Source organism: Fortiea sp. LEGE XX443, assembly GCF_015206815.1.
Classification (GTDB): Bacteria; Cyanobacteriota; Cyanobacteriia; order Cyanobacteriales; family Nostocaceae; genus Nostoc_B.
This window is the reverse complement of record NZ_JADEXZ010000009.1, coordinates 58949-79237: the sequence shown is the minus strand read 5'-3', so window position 1 is coordinate 79237 and position 20289 is coordinate 58949. Positions and strand designations below refer to the sequence as shown.

The window sequence follows — 20289 nt, the reverse complement described above, 5'->3', positions numbered from 1 at the left end:
GTTTTTTTTAACCTAATTAAACCCGTAAAAATACGGTTTTATTTTGCTTAAAATCAATCATCTGTTGCACACATAAGATGTTTCAAGGAATCCAACCCTTTCTTGACTCTCCGAGAAACCGTAACTACACTAATACCCAAGTGTTCTGCTACCTGTTTTTGTGTCAAATCTTGTAAAAACACACATTCCAAAACTTCACGAGTACACTTTTCTAGCTGAAATAATGCTTGTTGTAGACGTAGTTGGTCTTCTTGGGCTAGTTGAAAGCTACGGTACTGTGGATCAGGAACTAGTTCTCCTAAACTAGTAGCTCCTTCTTCTGAATCTTGAACTGGTACATCTAGGCTTAGAGGAGCGCGATTAATCCATGCTAATTTGATTTCTTGCCACTCACTAAGAGTAATTTCTAGTGCTGCTGCTAATTCAGAGTCTGTGGGTTGGCGGTTATATTTTTCACGCAAAGAACGAGAAACTCCGATAGCTTGCTGTTGCAATGCTAAATAGCGCCTAGGAATTCGCACTGTAACGCCTTTATCTCGCAGGTAGTGTTGAATTTCACCGCGAATGTAGGGAATAGCAAAGGAACTGAAGGCGTGTCCTTTAGAAATTTCAAATCTTTCAATAGCTCTAATTAAACCCAAACAACCAACCTGGAGCAAGTCATCATAGCTTTCACGACATTGGTTAATCCAGTAGTGAGCTTCTTTTCTTACTAGTCCAAAATTGAGTTTTACCAGTTGATTGCGAATATTTTCTGAGCGGGATTGCTGATATTCTCGTAACAACTGCCAAATTTCATGCTTCAGTTCATTGGTAACTGTGGTAGGCATAGCACCGCGTTTATTTAGCAAATCAACAGTTAAGTACGTGCTTTTAAACAAGCTAGGATTGCCAAATATCACAGCATGTAGCCTGCTATATTAACCAGAAAGTTATCTGTCATATAACATTGCTATCACCCTGAAATTTTTAACTATCTAGCGATATTTAAATAAGCGAAATTATTTTTTAGTTATTGTGGTTTGGTATTATCTGTAGCTGAATTAAAACTACATAAAGACAAAATATAAAATAATTTGCTAAATTTCAAACCGAGATTGTACTTAACTTATTTAATTAATCATGAGGATTTTTTATTATCATTTTGCTTCATGAACAAAACTTTTTTTATCCGTAAACTTACTGGATTCATTCAGCCAAATTAATCTAATTTTTAAAGTTGCTCAGTAACTAAGCGTAAATAACTATTATCAAAGTAGTCTCTAGAGAATTTAAAAGATTTAAAGTAGTTAGTGAAACTGCCGAAAAAGCTTATTTTACAAACCAATAAAAAAAGGGCTATTAGCCCTTTTATAGTTAAATATGTTGCCATTTAGGTCAATTTAGTTCAAAATTTATCTGTCTATTTCCTAAAGACGGACATGAAATTTTGTTATAAAACCCAATGGCTAAAAAAATGTGGTCTTGAGTGGCTGCAAATTGCTGAGTTTAGGAACGAGTTGGTTCAACTCTGGCGTAAAATAAACCCCGAATCTTGACTTCCTTAGGTTCACCAGCTCCTAAGTCAGTATCAGAAGGCTGTTCACTCTCAAAAGTGCCAGCAATTTCCCCGCTAGAGCTATCTATTTTGGCTACTTGCAGAGAAATTTTGCCTTTGAGAATTTCGGCCCGCTTGACATTAGCACGGGTAAGTTCTTCATCATCTGCTTGAGCAGGAAGAGCTACCGCATTGTCGTAACCACTAACGATACCGCGACCTTTGGGGTCTAGGAAGGCAGCACCACGATAGGAAGGCACTTTGAACTCACCTTCAAAGTCTGTGGAAGTATTGATACTGGTCAAACCAGGTTGTGTTTGAGCAACCAAGTTTTTAATGGTGAAGAGGAAAGGTACTCGCTCGCCACCAGGAAGTTGCACAGTAATAGCTTGGAAGTCCAAACCATCTGTTTCCACAAAAGTCAAGCTACCGTCTGAGTTGAATTTCAGTGGCCCTTGCACTTGGTCAATGGTAGAAGTGTATCTGGTTAACAATTTACCAGTTACGAATTCTGCCGTTTGCCGTTTATTAGCAGGTTCTTCCTTGACAAAGAAACTTGTTGGTTCTAAACACATTTCTTTGATGGCATAAGACTGGCTGCTATCAATGGGAATTGAGCCACGGCTTGTTTCTGCTAATTGAGGGCATTTGTTAGCCAAGCCAGTTCCACGAATTTGTTCGTAAGTAAGTACATCCCTACCACTAGTCTCTGGAGCATCACTACAAGCAGTTAATAGCCCCAGGCATAAAGCCAAGAATGCAACAATTAAAGCGCGATACCTCATGGTCAACCTCAATGTCAAAAATTAATATCTAAGTTGTAAAACTGTACAAAGTTTTGATCTCTGACGAAAAGCTCTCTTAGCCTACGGCAAGCTTTTCCTGAAGGATAGCGTGCCGAATGGGTGAAACTTTTAACGTCGCTACGGCTTCTCACCCTGCAACTACACAGGCATTTGCAGCGTTTCTGAAGTCGTTATGTACTATGTATGTATTGCCACTACATACAGTCCATTGCTTTATAGGGAAATCAGCCAGATCATACGATTTTTTTTAACTCAAAATCAAAGCACCCTAGTCTAAACTAGGAAGTCTTTGATCCCATCTAGCTACCTGGGAGGCTGTAATCAACGTGACTACTCCCTTTTGCAAGAGATTGCAATTACTTTCCAGTGGTGTTGAGGTAGGAAAATTATTTGTGAGGTTAAAAGAAGACTTTGAACTAGACTGACAAGAAGTTATACCAATTCTCTAAAATCCGGCAACATGTTCAAACCTCGAAACCCATACTGTATCTGACTTTCTTAATTACGAATTACGAATTACGAATTGGTATTAAGGATATTTTATCCGTCTATTTATCTTCAAACCTGACTATTAACACTACCAGTAGTATCAAAAGCGCATAAATAAGCCATCAGACACCGCTAGAAGCTTTCAGAAGCCTTACCGTCCTAACTATAAGGGTTATGTAATAGCAATTCGCGATCGCGCCTGAAAGCTGACAATCTTCGGTAAATTTGAGTAGACCTAATTTTGACACAGAGAGTTGCATGAGCAAGAACAAAAGTTTTGAATCAATAGATTTTGCGGAGCAACTGGAAAAGATTGCCACAGCAGTGCATGATGTAGGGAGGGACTGCCAAGGAGATCCGCTCGCTCTTTTGAACTTACTGCGGCAGTTAGAATATTTACATCGAGCAATCCGGGACGGTGCTTTTCAGGAGAGTCTACCCGATAATCGTCGGCAACTTTACTCGTTACTGAAAGATATTGAGTCGGAGGGTGGTTGGCCTTACATTGAGCGGATGAGACTCCAAGCTTTCTTAGCAAATTTGCGGCAAGAGGTGATCGAGGAAAACAGCGATTAAAAAATTTTAGCAGCGATGGCGTTTGGCTTGATCAGATGAAACCTTTACTGGTTGCGACTAATGCCATCACACAAAAAGCGATCGCGTCCTTCTACATTGTGGTTGTAGTTGAGGTAACTGTCTGCCCAATTACAACCACGCAGCAGTAATTCTTCCAAATGCAAATTCCATAAAATGATCGTGTTATCATCACTTGCCGATGCTAATGTCTGACCATCGGGGCTAAAACTAACACTCAAGACTGGGGCGCGATGTCCATTAAGGGTTTTAATTAACTTGCCATCACGACTCCACAGTTTGACTGTGCTATCCCAACTAGCCGCGGCAAGCCATTCACCATTAGGGCTAAAAGTCACAGAATTCACACTATCGCTATATCCTTTTAACAATGTTTTTAACAAGGTTCCATCGCGCTGCCATAATCGCACGGTGTTATCCCAACTAGCAGAAGCTATTAATTGGTCAGTAGGGCTGAAGCTGACACTCAATACCCAGCTATCATGAGGTGAAAAAGTTTTGATCAAAGTCCCATCCTGTCGCCACAGTTTCACTGTTTGATCATCACTTGCAGAGGCAAGAAGCTGACCATCAGGACTAAAATTAACGCTATTCACCCAACCTTGATGTCCTACCAAGGTTTTGAGTAATTGACCATTTCGGCTCCAAATTTTGACTGTTTTATCTTTGCTGGCTGATGCCAGTAGTTGACCATCAGAGCTAAAACTGACACTCATGACATTATCAGTATGTCCTTGTAAGGTTTTTAGTAAAGTTCCATCACGTCGCCAAAGTTTTACTGTTTTGTCATAGCTTCCCGATGCTAGAAGATCACCAGATGGGTCAAAACTAACACTAGGAACTTTATCTGTATGCCCTACTAAAGTTTTATAAAGTCGGGTTGTAACTTCGCCATGAATATTTTCTCTTTGCCAGAGTTTTACCGTGCGATCGCGGCTACCAGAAGCCAACATCTGGCCATCGGGACTCCAAGCAACACTCAAAACTCTATCCTGATGTCCTTGGAGAACGGGTAATGTTGGGGCATCCAAACTCCAAAATTTTATGCTTTTGTCATAACTTCCTGATGCCAATACTTGCTTATCTGGACTAAAAGCAACACCAGCAACTGCATCGCTGTGTCCTTTAAAGGTTTTGAGTAATGTGCCAGTATTACTCCAGAGGTTAATAGTATTGTCATCACTTCCTGATGCTAATTTTTGACCATCAGCGCTGAAGTTCAGGCTCCAAATTGTGCTGGTATGCTGTTGTAAATTTTTATAGGCACGAAAGTCAAAGTTATTTTCGCTACTTGGTTCTCGCTGCCACAATTTGACTATTTTATCTCTACCTGCCGATGCTATTAGTTGACCATCATGGCTAAAAGTAACAACAGTCACGCCATCTTGATGCCCATGCAGTGTTTTTACTAGACTGCCATCTCGCCGCCAGATTTTGACTGTGCGATCGTCACTAGCGGAAGCAATCAATTGACCGTCAGGGCTGAATCCGACCCAATTAACCCACCCTTGATGTCCTTTGAGAACTTTGACTAAAGTGCCGTCTTTGCGCCAGAGTTTGATGGTGGCATCTTTATTGCCTGTAGCCAGCAACTCTCCATCGGGGCTGTAACTTACGCAATAAACCCAGTCTCGGTCTACCAAGGTTTTGGATGGCTGTAAATTAAATTCGCCGGTAATTAGGTTTTTAGACCATATTTGCACAGTTTTGTCAATACTAGAAGATGCAAGACTTTGCCCATCACGACTAAAACTCACACTAGTTACTGCCTCACTATGACCTTTAAGGGTTTGCAGTAATTTACCGTTAGATTGCCACAGTTTGACAGTTTGATCCCGACTGCCTGATGCCAATAATTTACCATCAGGACTAAAAGCTATACCCCAAACAATATCAGTGTGTCCTTCCAAACGGTTTAACTCTGCTATTCCATAAACTGCCTGTTGTAAGGCAGTCACCACGCGCATCCGAGTTTCTGGTAAGACTTCGTTTGCTTGTTTGAGTCTTCTCCAAGCCCGTAAACCTTCTAAAAGGGCATCAAACTCTTTGTTGGAAGCAAATAAAGCTTCACTAGTTGCGGCGATCGCGCTAATTTTCAAATTAGTTTCACTACGTTCAGCCCGTCTTGTTTGGCGAATTGCTGCTCTTTTTTGCAGGTCGGCTTGCCACCATAAGGCTGCTATGGTTCCTCCCATGATTGCCAACACTACACCTGCTATCCTTGCTTCTCGCAATCGCCGTTGCAAAATTAAATTGAGATGCTCTTGAGAAAGCTTTTGTGCTACTTCTGCTTGTTTTTTTTCGGATTTGATTTTTTCCAGTTCAGCGACTATGCCACAGTTATTTTTTTGCCGAATTGGTTCTACTAAATAATCATGTACTAATTGATAGCGATCGCCTAACTCTTCCCGCAACCGTAATATTAGACCTGAACCTACTAAAATTTCTAAAACTATCTCCCAATCTGATTTTAATTCAGAGATTGTGTAAATATTTTTTCCTAAAGCAATTGCTAAATCAGATTTGCTCTTCAGAGGACGAAAGCCTTTCTCATCAGTTAACTCAAATAATAACTTCCAGCTTAAATCTTCATTCTCTTGTCCACAATCTTTGATCACTTCCTCAAGCCAACGTTCCACTAGCTTTGCTGAACTGCCACAAATTTTGTATTGTTCGAGTGTAGTGATATTCTCTGCTTGTAATTGCACTCCCACTATTTGTAATTCTATGGGATTTACTTCTCCCGATTCTCCGGCTAAATCCCGTACTAATTGATGAATTAATTCATCACTCATCTCATAGTGGGAGCGTTTTGTAAAACTGTAAATAATCCCTGTGGCATCGTCTACCGAAAATTTTCCTAAAAAATAACGAATGTCTTTATCAAGAATATTTTTGTTAATTATGCTTAAGTCGTATATTTCATTACTATTATCCTGGCTCAAGCGTTCAAATTCTAATAAATAATGCAAATAATCTTCTCTTAAAGAAATAATTATTTTTACATAAGGAATATTAAGGCATTCAATAAAGAATTTATAAAACCCAAGTCTTTGTTGAGAATTACTAATAAAGAAAAATTCTTCAAATTGGTCAAAGATAATAACTATTATCTGATTACATTCAGTTACTAAACGTAGTTTTTCCAACATAAAATTAGGTGTAAATTCCACAGCAATTGGTAATTCTGACTGTGCTAATACTTGGTTAATGCTGCGTCCTAAAGCTGTTGTCCAATCTGTATATCCCGATAAAACAATAGGCAAACAAATTCGTTCACCAATAACTCTTCCCTTTAAAGCAGGTACTAAACCTGCCTTAATTGTGGAACTTTTACCAACTCCTGACTGTCCGTGTATGACAGTCAATTTGTGATCAGCGCGAGTAATTCTTTCAATTAAACGATTGACATCTTGCAGCCGCCCGGAAGCAGAAATTTCTTGAGCGATATCTTCAGGAACAAATGGGATTGTTTGTGTTTCTAAAACAGGATTAATTCTGTAGCGTTTTGGCTGTAATTGACTAGCTCCAATGAATACACGAAAGCCATACTGATGTTCTATTTGAACTTTTTCTTGCTTGAGACTGAAGGCTTCTGCATAATCATGGCGCTCAAAGAAGTAGAGCGATCGCAATTCCTCTACAATTTCTAAATATAGTGATGGCTCATATTGTAGTTCACAAACTACTTTTGCCCATTCCAGATTACTAATTGCTTCTTCCCATTGCTCTAAATGTCGCTGAGTCCTGGCCAGCAATAAAAGATACCAGCTTTCCTGTTGACGAGAAACTTCTGTTGCCAATTCTGCAACGGAAAGGGCTGTATTTGCTAATTCATGAGCCAGCACCCAATTATTTCGTGATGCTGCTACATCTGCTAAAAAACCATAATCTTGTGCAACTTTTGCACGATTTCCGTAGGTTGCATGTAAATGCAATGACTTTTGAGCTAATACTTCTAACTCAGACCAAGCTTTTAAGCGTTGCAGCATTTCACAAGCTGGTAAAATAAATTTTGCAACTAAATCTTGTCTTTGTAATTGTTCTAATAGATTTAAACATTTCTGAAACCATAAAAGAGCATGTTGGCAATAGCTACTATTAGTAATTTGATGTAATTCTGCCATACGGCGATAACACAGTCCCAAATGAAATAATACTATTGCCTGCCGGATGCGATACGTATGATTGTATTCTATACTTTCCTCTGAAATTTCTATTTTTTGAACTACATCGTTCTCTCGTTTTGAATCTTGTTGCCACAAACTTAGACTTCTTTGATAATGAGCCAATGCACTATTAATTTGATCACTAGCATATTTGTCTCGTCCTAAAACAAATTCTAAACTAGCTTCTAGTCCTGGCTCTAATTGAATACTATACAGACGAAGTAAATCATTACGGGCAGATTCAATTTCATGACGATGTTGCGATTTAGGAGCTAAATTAAGAGCAGCATTAGATAAAAATTTTTCCGCACCTGCTTCTAAAAATTTGGCAAATAGTGATTCGGTTTCTTGACGTATCAAGTTAATTAAATCTTCTTTTGCCATTTCAAACTTGATGGTGGTTGCAGCCCAACTTTTGAAATCAGGAGCTAATTTGGTAAGCATTGATGCCACTTCATCCTGTAGCCACAATACTAAAGGAAAAGGAAATGTTGTTGTATAAATATCTCTGGCTTGATTAATACTGCTTAATAAGTCTTCAAGCACAATAGTTGACTCAAGATCAAAGACCATAACTGCTGATGGTAGAGAATCAGTAACCACAGCAGGATGATCAAGAGATAATTTTGTAATGATTGTTGTATGTAAAGCTTTCGTTGATGCTTGGAGGTAGATTTCTTGTAAGTTTATGTCTTTGGTAAGAGAACGGATATTTTCTAGCATTTGCTCTCGTAATGACCTATAGTTACACCTGACAAGAATCAGAGCAAATTGACCTTTTGAGAGCTTAATCGAGCGAACTAATCTTTGCAGAGAATTTTTATTATTATTAACGCTCTCTGCTGTGAGTTGGCATCTTGTCATATCTCAAAACCGAAATATAGAATGAATAGAGGAAATTGCTCACTATAAGCTAGTCATTAATCAAAAAAAGATAGACTAATGACTGATGCTAATAACTATTGACTTGCTCAGTGCTATTACCTTTTTTGTCGCCAAGCAAGAACTTTTTCTGTCTCTGCTAATGCCGGGCTAATACCAAACCAACGACCCAAAGGATCGCGGTATTCAAAGAGATACATACTTCGCAGCAAGCTTTGATACTCAGATTCGCCTTTGACGCTCTGCTGTTGCACCACCTCAAATAATAATTCCCATTGGTATTCATCAATAGCTAATAGCAAGTCATCGCGGTAGTCTTTAATTACTGCTTCTAAACAGTCCCTAGAAAAAGGAGGATCTTGTCGTTGCAGACAGCTATAAAGTAACCCTAATAAGTTACGAATGTGGCCACCACTCACACGACACAGACGGTCAAGGGTTTCAGAATGCTCAAATAATTCTGTGATTAGTGAAAGTCTTTCGTTATGAGAAACTTCAGGAAATGCTCTGGCTAAAACTAACTGACGCAGTAGTAACATGCCTGGTTCATAATCATTACCATCTCTTTGCCTAACTCGTACCATTGGCAATACTTTAGGTGCAATACCACCACCCAAGCGGTTTTTAAGTGTTTCATACTCATTGGAAAAAATTAATGCTAGGGGAATAGTGTAGACTACGTGGCATTTGAGTCGGCGCAATTGTTCACCTCGGTCTATGAATAGATATTCTGGTTGCGTCCGTCCAGATGCCAAGGGACGCATATCTACTCGATCTAAATTATCGACAATGACAACTAGACCTTTTTGGCCTCTAAGTTTAAGTTGTTCAACAGCTTTTTCTAAAACCTCTTCGTTAATTGCTTGCAAAATACTATTAGTACGTGGTTCTAAATATTGCCTGAGTTGATTTCGTACTTGAGCGCTATCTTTGGTTTTGGCTGTAATTTTAGCAATTCCCAAAGATAACTCTGCTTGTCCAGAAAGTTCTATGGGGCTTTGTAAAAAATCTCCAATTTCTTTGAAGAGGTTGATAAAGTAATGTGGTTTAATTTTGATATTAATTGCTTCCAAACTAACGCTGACTTGACGCGCTACACTCAGCAAAATATCACTGACATCGATATCGGCCATATCTAAGTCTTGGCTGGACTCAAAGTAAACTACATGAAATCCTACGGCTTCTAGTTCTGCTTTGAGGCGTTGTAATTCTGTAGACTTTCCACAACCTATATGACCTGTAAATAATTGGCAGGTAGGTTCATCTGGAGAAATACGGCTAATTGTGCGTTGTAATTCTTCCACAATCTTGCAGCCACGCACATTAGCGAAATCTATGTAGTATTGCTGATCAAGCCGATCGCTCATGTTGAGTGAATAGCTGGGGTTACATGCTTTATAAAAGCGTGACAAATACTCTGTATTGATCATTTTTTGGTGTAGATGCAGTTGTAGATACTATGTTCTTTGTCTATTTATATACAAAGAATCTCTAGCGAGTTATATAGCCATCCTGTTCACTTACATCTATTTTTTAAGTCGAGGCGAACAGCACTTGACAGAATTTTGATACAAGCAACTATCAGGCAGTACTAGAGATACATTTGTCCCTGATTCTTTCAGTATATCTGTCTTTTTTACATATGCTGTTTAGCTTTTGACAATCTTTAAGCTTTTACTTGACTGAATACAAACTTATATGCAGTTATAAATATAGTCAAAAAATTACTGAAAATCAAAATTGGTTAATTGTATTTATTTAAGCGTATATTTAAGTATTTACTCTTAGGTTGATTTAGGATTTATGCCAAACACAACTGCCATTTAAATTGCTACTTGTCAAACAGGACAAAATAAATAGCGCAGTTCTAAATAATCATTCACCAGAACCGAGAACTCCAGCGTCTTTGAGAAACGGTTTTTAACTCCGCAATGTTTACAAATCAAATAGGATTGCTATAATGTCGGACTCAAGATTATGTTTTGTCATCTTGGGTGAAACGTCGATAAAAAGATTGCTTTTGCTACTCTTGCCAAGTTGGTAGGCGATCGCTTTCACGTAAGTTCACAAGACTAATCTGGAGAGTAACTCAACAGCGCAAAATAGAATAGACTAAATTTCTTATGCCCAAATCTTGCTTTAGTTGCTGTAAGGTAGTCCTAAAAATTAAAAAGAGTCGTGCGGAGAGTGACTTGTAAAATTACGATAATGAGACAGTTTATTGTAATTAATTACCCCTGCACCCCAATTTAAAATTAGACTGTACTCAAAAAGAGGTGTGAATGGCAGGTATCGTATCAGTTTCTCAGACGGATTTAGCCCAGCGACGCAAAAGATTACGTCGCCAGAGACAGATGAAAATTATTCAAGCTATTTGGCGAACTTTTGCCATTAGCAGTTTGGCTGGTGGTTTGATTTGGGGAGCATCTCAACCTGTGTGGGTACTCAATGATCCCAAACAAATTGTGATCAAATCAGGTAATCAAGTCCTCTCTGAGCAAGCAATTAAGTCAATGTTAAAGCTATCCTATCCTCAATCTTTATGGAGGATTGAACCTGCTGCGATCGCTGACTCTTTGAAGAAACAACCGACAATTGCTGACGCAACTGTCAATCGTCGCCTGTTTCCTCCTGGATTAATTATCGAAATCCAGGAACGAGTACCTGTGGCAATAGCACAAAAACCCCAAGAACCAAATAATGGTAATCAAAACAAGCAGTCATCTACTGGTTTGCTAGATGCAAGTGGCGTTTGGATACCGTTAGAAAAATATACATTGGTGAATCCTAGACTGAAATTACCTACTCTGAAAGTTATTGGAACACCAGAACAATACCGTAAATATTGGAGTCAACTTTATCCCTCACTAGTTCAAACTTCTGTGAAAGTTATGGAAGTTGATTTTCGAGATGTAACAAATTTAATCCTGAAAACCGAAATCGGAAATGTACATTTTGGTACTCCAAGTTCACTATTACCAGAACAAATCAAGGTGCTGACACAGATGCGAAATTTACCAGCAAAAATTAATCCCAGTCAAATAGAGTATGTTGATATCAAAAATCCTGACTCTCCAATAGTACATTTGATCCAAAAAAAAACTAAGATTAACTCTCAAATACTCTAACAAACAATCTATATTTGTATGTATCAAATAATTCCAGTAAATCAATAAATTTCGATGTTAATAAATAAATATATAAATTTATTTATAATAGTTTTTTACAAAACACTCAAAAGATGAGCGTGAACTTTTAATTAGCTGCAACAGGAGGTTTAATTACCATGCCTCCTTTGAGAATATAAACCCAACTTTTTCTTTATCTCTAAAAATCTAGTAATTAGGTGGGTAGAAGATAAAATTTAGATTTTAGGTTGCCATTATCGCCAATGTTTAAATCTATCAACTATATTATGAAAGCAGAGAAGACGGGACACATCGCGTCTTTGCCAATGATGCTATTTGCTCAATTAGATGAGCTTAGTGTGCTTTTTAATCTCATTCAGTGTAGATTTTACAACTTAAAACTAGTCAATACTACATATGATAGAAGTAAAAATAACCCTCGTTTTGAGTATTATTTTGTATTAAGAAATAATAAAATTTACGAGTTAAAGTCATGACAAGCGACAGTTAACAGGCAAAAAAGTATCACAGGTAGTTGTAAAATTAATGACCAACTTAAATTATCAACAAAAATAATGGGAGGGCAATCAGTATGGGAAAGGTATACTGTGCAAAATTGGCAACATAGTATTGGAGCTATTAATAGCTTGTTGAAGTTAGACAGATCAACTTTAGGTAAATGTAGGTATACTTCTCTAGAATTAGCCATGCGATCATCTGTTTGAATGGCTGCTTCCATAGCAAACTTCCACACTGACAATCCTGTTAAGGTTGGAAGTCATCATAACAATCAAGAGCAGTACCTATAGATTTTGGCAGTGTCGAACTATAGTTGACTCTTAGGTGAATAACACCTGAAAAAGTCGTTTATCTACCTTTCATAAATCCAATGACGCTTGATAATAACCAAGGGCTTACTTATAAAAACTCCCAATCTGTGGGACAGCCAGGATTCTCACTGGCAGTAAACTCAAATAATCCCTTTAATCATTCAGGGCTGAACTTTGGGCCAAGCCAAGACAGCAAAAAAATATCACTAGAAAATAGCCGCATTGGCGAAATTGTTCCAGGTAGGGTTGCCAACATCAAAGTAATTGGTGTAGGTGGTGGTGGTGGCAATGCTGTTAACCGCATGATCGAGTCTGATGTGAGTGGAGTGGAGTTTTGGTCAATTAATACTGATGCCCAAGCTTTGACACTGGCAGGAGCGCCAAGTCGGTTGCAAATTGGACAGAAATTAACACGAGGTTTAGGAGCAGGTGGTAATCCTGCTATTGGTCAAAAAGCAGCTGAAGAATCAAGAGATGAAATTGCCACGGCTTTAGAAGGCGCTGATTTAGTCTTTATTACAGCTGGTATGGGTGGAGGAACTGGAACAGGAGCCGCCCCCATAGTTGCAGAAATAGCCAAAGAAATGGGCGCTCTGACAGTTGGCGTAGTGACACGTCCATTTGTATTTGAGGGTCGCCGCCGTACTAGCCAAGCAGAACAAGGCATTGAAGGATTAAAAAGTCGGGTAGATACGCTAATTATTATTCCTAATAACAAACTATTAGAAGTGATCCCAGAGCAAACACCTGTGCAGGAAGCTTTTCGCTATGCAGATGATGTGCTACGTCAAGGGGTGCAAGGAATTTCTGATATCATCACGATCCCTGGTTTAGTCAACGTTGACTTTGCAGATGTGCGAGCCGTGATGGCAGATGCAGGATCAGCACTGATGGGGATCGGTATTAGCTCAGGGAAATCACGGGCTAGAGAAGCCGCGATCGCTGCTATTTCTTCACCTCTACTAGAATCTTCTATTGAAGGTGCTAGAGGAGTAGTCTTTAATATTACAGGCGGCAGTGACCTGACTCTACATGAAGTGAACGCAGCCGCAGAGACTATTTATGAAGTAGTTGATCCCAACGCCAATATTATTTTTGGAGCGGTAATTGATGATCGACTGCAAGGAGAGGTCAGAATTACGGTGATTGCCACTGGGTTCACAGGTGAAGGCCAAACAGCACCACCACAAAATACAAGTAATCCGAGGGTAGCTCCTGCACAAAAAAAACCAGCTTCACAATCACCAGCAGCCAATCCATCAACACCAGTAGCAGAACCTAAAGAAAAATCAGGTTTGGATATTCCTGAATTTCTTCAAAGACGGCGTACACCACCACGTAATTAAGTAATTTTGGATTTGAGATATTAATAAAGTTTGCAGTCTCAGCCCAGACCGAGCGCTGTATAAAATTTACTGATTACTAGATTTTACAAGGTACAGAAGAAAAAATTCTGTTACCATATTTCATTTGGCTAATTGGTGAAAAACTCGTCCAGGCTACTTACAGAATAAACTTAGTTGGGCAAGAGTCTATTGATTCAAGTGTCTCACTTTGTATTTAGAACAAATATTAAGGCAAAAAATTTTTGAGCGGGGTAAAGGCTTCTTTTCGCTTGATTAGCACCTGTCCCAAAAGCAAGAAGCCTTATCTGACAGGTGCGATCGCTAAAATTAAGGCCTTGATACCAGAGTTATTTAACAGCAAATCACCGAGACTGAATGTGAAATCTTCAAAATCATGGCAATTATTTTATTTTTTAGCTTTTAGAGTATGTTCCACCCATTGAATTACCTGATGACCTAAACGACTACCATTTAGTCTGTCGATTTCACGGATGCCTGTGGGACTAGTAACGTTGACTTCCGTTAGGTAGCCACCAATTACATCAATACCCACAAAAATTAAGCCATCTTGGCGTAATTGATCAGCTAATCGGACACAAATTTCATGCTCTCTGGTTGTGATTTCAGTTTCAGCGACTGTACCACCAGCCGCCATATTGTTACGAAAATCATTCCCACTAGAAAGACGATTCAGCGCACCAATCGGTTCACCATTGAGTAAGATAATTCGCTTATCGCCCTCTTTGGCCTCTGGTAGATAGGTTTGTACCATTACTGGTAATCTTCCTCGATGGGTGCTGAGTTCGACTATTGAGTTAAAATTGCGATCGCTTGCTTGTAAAAATAAAATCCCTTCCCCAGCTTTATTACCCAGTGGCTTAAGAACTGTTGCTCCTTTAGTTTCAGCAAAATGGCGGATAAATTGCTTGTCAGCACTAACAATAGTTTCGGGAATTACTTCTGTAAACTGGAGTGCATACATTTTTTCATTTGCCCCCCTAATACCCCTAGGATTATTAATTACCAAAGTTTTATTTTGATCAACGTAATCCAGAATGTATGTAGCAAACAGGTAAGAATCGTTGACTGGGGGATCTGTACGCATAAATACAGCATCCATTGTTTCTAAGGCAGTCAACGATTGCTCACGCAATTTATACCAAGGATTCGCTGCTACCCAACTTCTCTCGACCAACTGTATCGATACTAGCTCTACCTGCTGGAGGACAGCCCACGCCTTACCTTCTGACACACTCAGCCAGTTTGCCTGAGTAATCCAGATTTCATGCCCCAAAGTTTGAGCTGCTTCCATTAAAGCAACACTGGTATCATGACACGGGTCAAGCTGATGGATGGGATCAATAATAAAAACCAGTTTCACGCTGTTTGCCTCAATTGCCAGAAAATTCTAATTGATTCAATTTAGATTATCCCCTGATGATTTGTGCAATTTGCGTAGAGCGATAGGATTTTTCTTGTTAGCAGAAATCACTGCTGTGGCAAAAATATAATCTCAATCCTGCTTCATCTAGTTGCTTCGACCAGAACCCAGCAACTCATCTAGTTTGCCTTGATTTTCTAAGGCATATATATCATCACAACCACCTAAGTGGTTATCATTGATAAAAATTTGTGGCATGGAACGTCTTCCGTTCGCTCTTTGAGACATCTTGGCTCTTTCTGCTTCATCTCCGTCAATGCTGTATTCAATAAATTCAACACCCTTTTTATTCAGTAAATTTTTTGCTCGAATGCAAAATGGGCAAGTTGTCCAAGTGTAAATTTCTACTTTGGCAGCCATAACGTCCTCAACTTGATCTAATAAATAATTTTAGAACTTTGATACTGACTGTAGATACTCAATACTATTTTTATCTATAGCGCCTCTGGTTGTCATGAACTACACTTTGACTTTTACGATACCTCTGCTCAAATCAAAAGACTGAATAAAAAAGCTGATGGAATAAGTTTTTGCGTTATTCCCAAATAGAAAGGCAAACATAACAGTAGAGTTGAAAGAAAGATGAAGTTTTCAAAACGCTCTTCTGCTTTCTAGGTCAGCGCTTTGTGCGGGTTCCCCGATTAGATGAGGTTCCCCCGCTCTAGCAACTGTCGTCTTTCTTTTTGCCTTGTCTCAAAGACACTACTCAAATAGTGTACTAGTTAGACTTGCGACGACGGCTAATAAGCATACGACCCATAACTATACCAAGACCTATAGCAACACTAGGTTCTGGTACTTTGGCTTTTGGAGGATCGGGAAGCTTTACGTAAGTAGCTTTGAAGATTGAAGCATGAGATAGTGCCTTCCCTTGTTTACCACTTCCATCTAGAGCAACACCGATGGTGTTGAAGAAACCTGTTAAACCAGTTTTAGAGAAATCAATATCTTTGAAAAGATATGTGCTATACGCAGTACTGGTCTTGAGGCTAATTACAAATGTAGTAGGGCCATCGCCAAGCGCCTTACCGAGATTCCATGTACCAGAACTCAAGTTATTTTGTGCTTCAAAGCCAAAAGAATCCTGCTCATCAGATTTTCCCAGTAATTCCCAAGTGGTTTTAGCACCAATATCAAACAGACCGTTATTCAAGTCAGTCAGTAATGTACCTTTTGCTCCTGTGTCATTACCACTAAAGGGGCCTTTACAAGCTGAAGCACTCGTACTTCCTATGAAGACATCTGTAACATTACAAGCAACACTAGAAGTATTAGTTGTAGAAGTAGATGTAGTGGTTGTAGTGCTTGAAACGCTACTCGTACTTTTCTTTGCTAAAGCTGAGGGAGCGAGGGTTAAAGAATAGACTCCCATTACAGATGTAAGTGATAGTCCAAAAACTAATTTTGAAAAAATTGTTGCCATTGCGTTGTATCTAGTTATTGAAGAACTAAATAAATATCTGATCAACTATGTTGACGAACCGACTGTTAAATTATCATCTTAAAAATTTAACTTTGGCTATAAAAATAGCACTCATTATTCATATCTTTACTTGTATTCCATCAATAATAAAACTTTACAAATCTTCTATTAAGCTCTTACTATATGTAGGACTTCTTGATGCTTTTAACAGTGTAAATACACATTTATTGCTAAAAAATATGTTGTGTATTTCCATGTACTGAGAAAATCACATTTATTTTTTTCAGCCTCTAAAAGCCTTATATATGGATTTCTCCTGTTATGATCTCAGTAAAAATACAATAAATACGAACAACAATTTAATCTTATAAATCTTGATGATGAAATTACTTAGTCATTTCTACTGGCAAATTAATTAAAGATATTTAAACTTAACTTTTCTGGCAAGCAAAATTCAGATTTTTGTAGTTAAGATTCAAAATTCGCCATAGCAGCTTGTAGTCGCGCCAAGGTGCGGGTATTTTCTTCAGATGTCCCAATAGTGATTCGTAATCCTCCCTTAAGTAGTCTTACGAGAGTGCCGGAGTTTTTGAGTTGTTGGTGTAGGTTTTGTAAAGTAGCATCTTGTCTATAAGAACCATTTGGTTTGAGACGCAGATAAACAAAGTTAGCTGCGCTTTCTGTAACTTGCAATCCTGGATGTTGAGACAAAACTGCGATGAGTTTGTCACGTTCATTCAAAGTTTGTAAAATTGAGCTAAGTAAGAGTTGACGGTTTTGCAAAGCTACTAATGCTGCGGCTAGTGAAAAGCTAGGCAGATTGTAAGGCAAGCGAACTTTCTCTAAAATAGCGATCGCTTCTGGATGAGCAATACAATAACCCACACGCATAGCTGCTAAACGGAAAGCTTTAGAAAAAGTCCGTAAGATTATCCAATTGGGGCGCTGTGCCAATTCACCCACTAAGGTGTTTTGGCTAAATTCAAAGTAAGCTTCGTCAATTACTACTAAAATTTGCTCCGATAAATTTCTTAGCCATGCTAATTCTGCCGCAGTTAGTTTATTGGCAGTTGGAGAATTAGGATGTACTACGAAAACTACCCGAATTGGAGGATTTTGAGTTTGTTCTATGGCTGTCTGTGCAGCTTTTAAGTCTATTTCAAAATTTTCTTCATTTCTGCCTACTGTCACTACTCCTATACCCAAGGTTTGAGCTAAAATCCCATACATAGAAAAAGTAGGATTGGCAACTAGAATTGAACCTTCTCCCCTCAGACAAGTAGCAATTAATAAAGAGCGGATTAGTTCATCTGAACCATTACCAACAGAAATATTGGCAGCAGTAAACAACGATGGAGTTAGATTAGCCGATTCATTCACATATTCCGCGATCGCATTTTTAAGTTGCTCATGTCCGCCATCAGGATAGCGATTTATTTCGATGACTTGCTGATATGTCCAGGCTAACTTTTCTTTTAATTCAGGAGGTAAATCATAGGGGCTTTCATTGGTATCCAGTCGATCAAACTGTGTGGCGACTGGTTCATCTGTATTGCTGCTAGGATGGGGTTTGTAAGCAGTAAATTGGGCTAAATCTGACCGAATAAAAGGAAGCATAATTTTTAGTCACCAATCAATAAAACAAACGATTTAGACAATTGCTTGCTGGCGAGGTTCATATTTTACCGCGTTACGGTAACTGACAGGAGCGGCGAATTGCTTGCCAAATTTCTGTTGTGACATCACCTAAGGCATGATCGCTATCGAGTTCTACTAACTCTACCCAAGGACGCGATCGCTTAAAGTCTTGACTCGCTGTAATCGGGATGACCTCATCTTGTATTCCATGCAAAATCAGCGTTGGAATGGAACGTTGCAATATATCCTCTGGGTATTGCTTTGCATCTGTGACGAAATCGTAACTTAGAGGTAGCGATCGCCCTTCCCCATAGTGGTAAACCATGAGATACTTTTCTTGTTGCCAACGCTTAATCTCTTCATTTCCTAGTTTGGGCAACCAATGAGATAAAAAACCAAAAGCTGGTGCTAGTAAAATTAAGCGTTGCACTTGTTGATAGCGCTGTCCCAAATGAGCAGATATCAAACCACCTAAACTAGAGCCTATTAACGTGACTGGTTCAGAATCATCAGGAAATTCTGCTGCAACTTGATTTATTTGACGCGTAATTGTCAATTGGGAAAAGTCACCAGCATTTAGATCGGGAATTTTTAACTGTGTTTGAATTTTAGCAAAGCGATCGCCTATTGCCAGGGCTTTGGCAGATTTAGGGCTGGAAGCAAAACCGTGAAGATAAATATATCGCAAGGTTGTAGCTATTGATTTTAAATAATACACTAAGCAGCAGCTTCCTTGAATCCTTGATCAGGATGTAAGGAAGCTGCTGGTAGATTAATTGGCGCTTAGGGTGATGGGAATACTGGCGGTGGGTCAATTGGTGGTGGGTCAATTGGTGGTGGGTCAATTGGCGGTGGATCAATTGGCGGTGGATCAATTGGTGGTGGATCAATTGGCGGCGGATCAATTGGCGGTGGGTCAATTGGTGGTGGGTCAATTGGTGGTGGATCAATTGGTGGTGGGTCAATTGGCGGCGGATCAATTGGCGGCGGATCAATTGGTGGTGGATCAATTGGCGGTGGGTCAATTGGCGGTGGGTCAATTGGCGGTGAATTAACTGGTGGCTGTGTAGGGAGGTTGATGATATCTTCAGGATTTGTAGATTGCTGAACACTATCGAACAGAACTTCTCCCGTTTCTACCAAGATATCCACCGGAGAATTATCTAAGATAAGACCTTGCTCGACCAAATTAGAAGAATTGACAGATAACTCCAAAAAAGATGGGTTTTCCATCACTCCTTGACCCACTATGGGCTGCTGTGCTGCTAAAGCTGTGGCAATTTCAGATTGAATACTGGCGATCGCTGGATCTGGGTTAGATGTACTATTTTGCTTAGTTAAATCCAATCCTTGAACTAAATCGCTCGTTTCATAAAAATTTCTCAGATCAAAGTCGTATAAACCCTGAAATTCGCCTTTGACTATGACCATCAGTTGTCCAGCTTCCAAGACCTGATTTTGAGAAGCTTCCTGATTAAATACTTCAATACCGCTATTTGTCAGCGCCCCAACAATCGTGGTATCTGTTTGGTTATCGTAACGGACAAACAATGCTGAACCACGAATAGCAGCAGCCGCACTCGGTGTTTGTATACGTGTTTGTCCTCTTCCAGGTGGAATCAGCAAAAGTACTGTCCCATTTGACAACCTGAAATTTCGAGTTTTGGGTAAAAATTGAAATACTGCTCGTTCTCCAACCCTTGCTAAAGAACTATCGTTAAAACGCAAATCGACCAAAGATGATCTCCCTGTCGATAAGCCATCACCAGGAATTATGGGGTCTAATTTGCGTGCTGGACGCTTTTTGTTTTTTCTGGGAAGCAGTTGCACTAAATTTCGCAGATTCTGAATCTCAGCGCGAGTCAGTGGAGTAGCAGCGATCGCCCTGGGTAAAGGCATTAATATCGCTCCCCACAAACCAATCATTAACCAGGAAATCAACTTCAAATACATAGGACTTACGCTGGAGAATTTAAGTTTACTGATACCAAAACATGTAAAAATAA

General features: G+C 39.2%; 13 protein-coding genes. 3 read left to right on the top strand and 10 right to left on the bottom strand.

Going from position 1 to position 20289, the window contains the following annotated elements:
- Window positions 1-53: 53 nt before the first annotated feature.
- Both IQ259_RS06125 and IQ259_RS06120 read right to left on the bottom strand, forming a co-directional pair.
- Window positions 54-830 (bottom strand): RNA polymerase sigma factor SigF, encoded by a 777-nt coding sequence (locus IQ259_RS06125; RefSeq protein ID WP_193882551.1) that lies wholly within the window; start codon window positions 828-830, stop codon window positions 54-56.
- Window positions 831-1488: 658 nt separating this feature from the next.
- Window positions 1489-2322, bottom strand: a complete 834-nt coding sequence (locus IQ259_RS06120) for a photosystem II manganese-stabilizing polypeptide (RefSeq protein ID WP_193882450.1) — start codon at window positions 2320-2322, stop codon at window positions 1489-1491.
- 768 nt (window positions 2323-3090) lie between these two features.
- On the opposite strand from IQ259_RS06120, the gene IQ259_RS06115 reads away from it, so the two are divergent.
- Window positions 3091-3408 carry a hypothetical protein gene (locus IQ259_RS06115; protein WP_193882448.1) on the top strand — a complete coding sequence of 106 codons (318 nt, stop codon included), beginning with the start codon at window positions 3091-3093 and terminating at the stop codon, window positions 3406-3408.
- 44 nt (window positions 3409-3452) lie between these two features.
- On the opposite strand, the gene IQ259_RS06110 is transcribed toward IQ259_RS06115, so the two are convergent.
- Window positions 3453-8459 carry a hypothetical protein gene (locus IQ259_RS06110; protein ID WP_193882446.1) on the bottom strand — a complete coding sequence of 1669 codons (5007 nt, stop codon included), beginning with the start codon at window positions 8457-8459 and terminating at the stop codon, window positions 3453-3455.
- Between the two features lie 116 nt (window positions 8460-8575).
- The gene (locus tag IQ259_RS06105) at window positions 8576-9907 is read right to left on the bottom strand and encodes a P-loop NTPase fold protein (protein ID WP_193882444.1); all 1332 of its coding nucleotides are present in this window, start codon (window positions 9905-9907) and stop codon (window positions 8576-8578) included.
- An 852-nt stretch (window positions 9908-10759) separates the two neighbouring features.
- Between IQ259_RS06105 and IQ259_RS06100 the strand changes: the two genes are divergently transcribed.
- Window positions 10760-11605, top strand: coding sequence for a cell division protein FtsQ/DivIB (locus tag IQ259_RS06100; RefSeq protein WP_193882442.1), 846 nt, complete (start codon window positions 10760-10762; stop codon window positions 11603-11605).
- An 889-nt stretch (window positions 11606-12494) separates the two neighbouring features.
- Window positions 12495-13781, top strand: a complete 1287-nt coding sequence (ftsZ, locus tag IQ259_RS06095) for a cell division protein FtsZ (RefSeq protein ID WP_193882440.1) — start codon at window positions 12495-12497, stop codon at window positions 13779-13781.
- Window positions 13782-14187: 406 nt separating this feature from the next.
- Here the strand turns inward: ftsZ and gshB are convergent, their stop codons facing one another.
- The 6 genes from gshB to IQ259_RS06065 form a co-directional block, all read right to left on the bottom strand.
- Window positions 14188-15162 carry a glutathione synthase gene (gshB, locus tag IQ259_RS06090; RefSeq protein WP_193882438.1) on the bottom strand — a complete coding sequence of 325 codons (975 nt, stop codon included), beginning with the start codon at window positions 15160-15162 and terminating at the stop codon, window positions 14188-14190.
- 147 nt (window positions 15163-15309) lie between these two features.
- Window positions 15310-15582, bottom strand: a complete 273-nt coding sequence (gene grxC, locus IQ259_RS06085; RefSeq protein WP_193882436.1) for a glutaredoxin 3 — start codon at window positions 15580-15582, stop codon at window positions 15310-15312.
- Window positions 15583-15940: 358 nt separating this feature from the next.
- Window positions 15941-16645 carry a PEP-CTERM sorting domain-containing protein gene (locus IQ259_RS06080; protein WP_228014386.1) on the bottom strand — a complete coding sequence of 235 codons (705 nt, stop codon included), beginning with the start codon at window positions 16643-16645 and terminating at the stop codon, window positions 15941-15943.
- Window positions 16646-17113: 468 nt separating this feature from the next.
- A complete protein-coding gene (locus IQ259_RS06075; protein WP_193882431.1) occupies window positions 17114-18262 on the bottom strand; it encodes a histidinol-phosphate transaminase in 1149 nt (382 codons plus the stop codon).
- 73 nt (window positions 18263-18335) lie between these two features.
- Complete coding sequence (locus IQ259_RS06070; protein WP_193882544.1) at window positions 18336-18971, bottom strand: YqiA/YcfP family alpha/beta fold hydrolase; 636 nt, start codon at window positions 18969-18971, stop codon at window positions 18336-18338.
- A 95-nt stretch (window positions 18972-19066) separates the two neighbouring features.
- Window positions 19067-20236: a FecR family protein gene (locus IQ259_RS06065; protein WP_193882428.1), complete on the bottom strand. Its 1170-nt coding sequence runs from the start codon at window positions 20234-20236 to the stop codon at window positions 19067-19069.
- Window positions 20237-20289 lie beyond the last annotated feature (53 nt).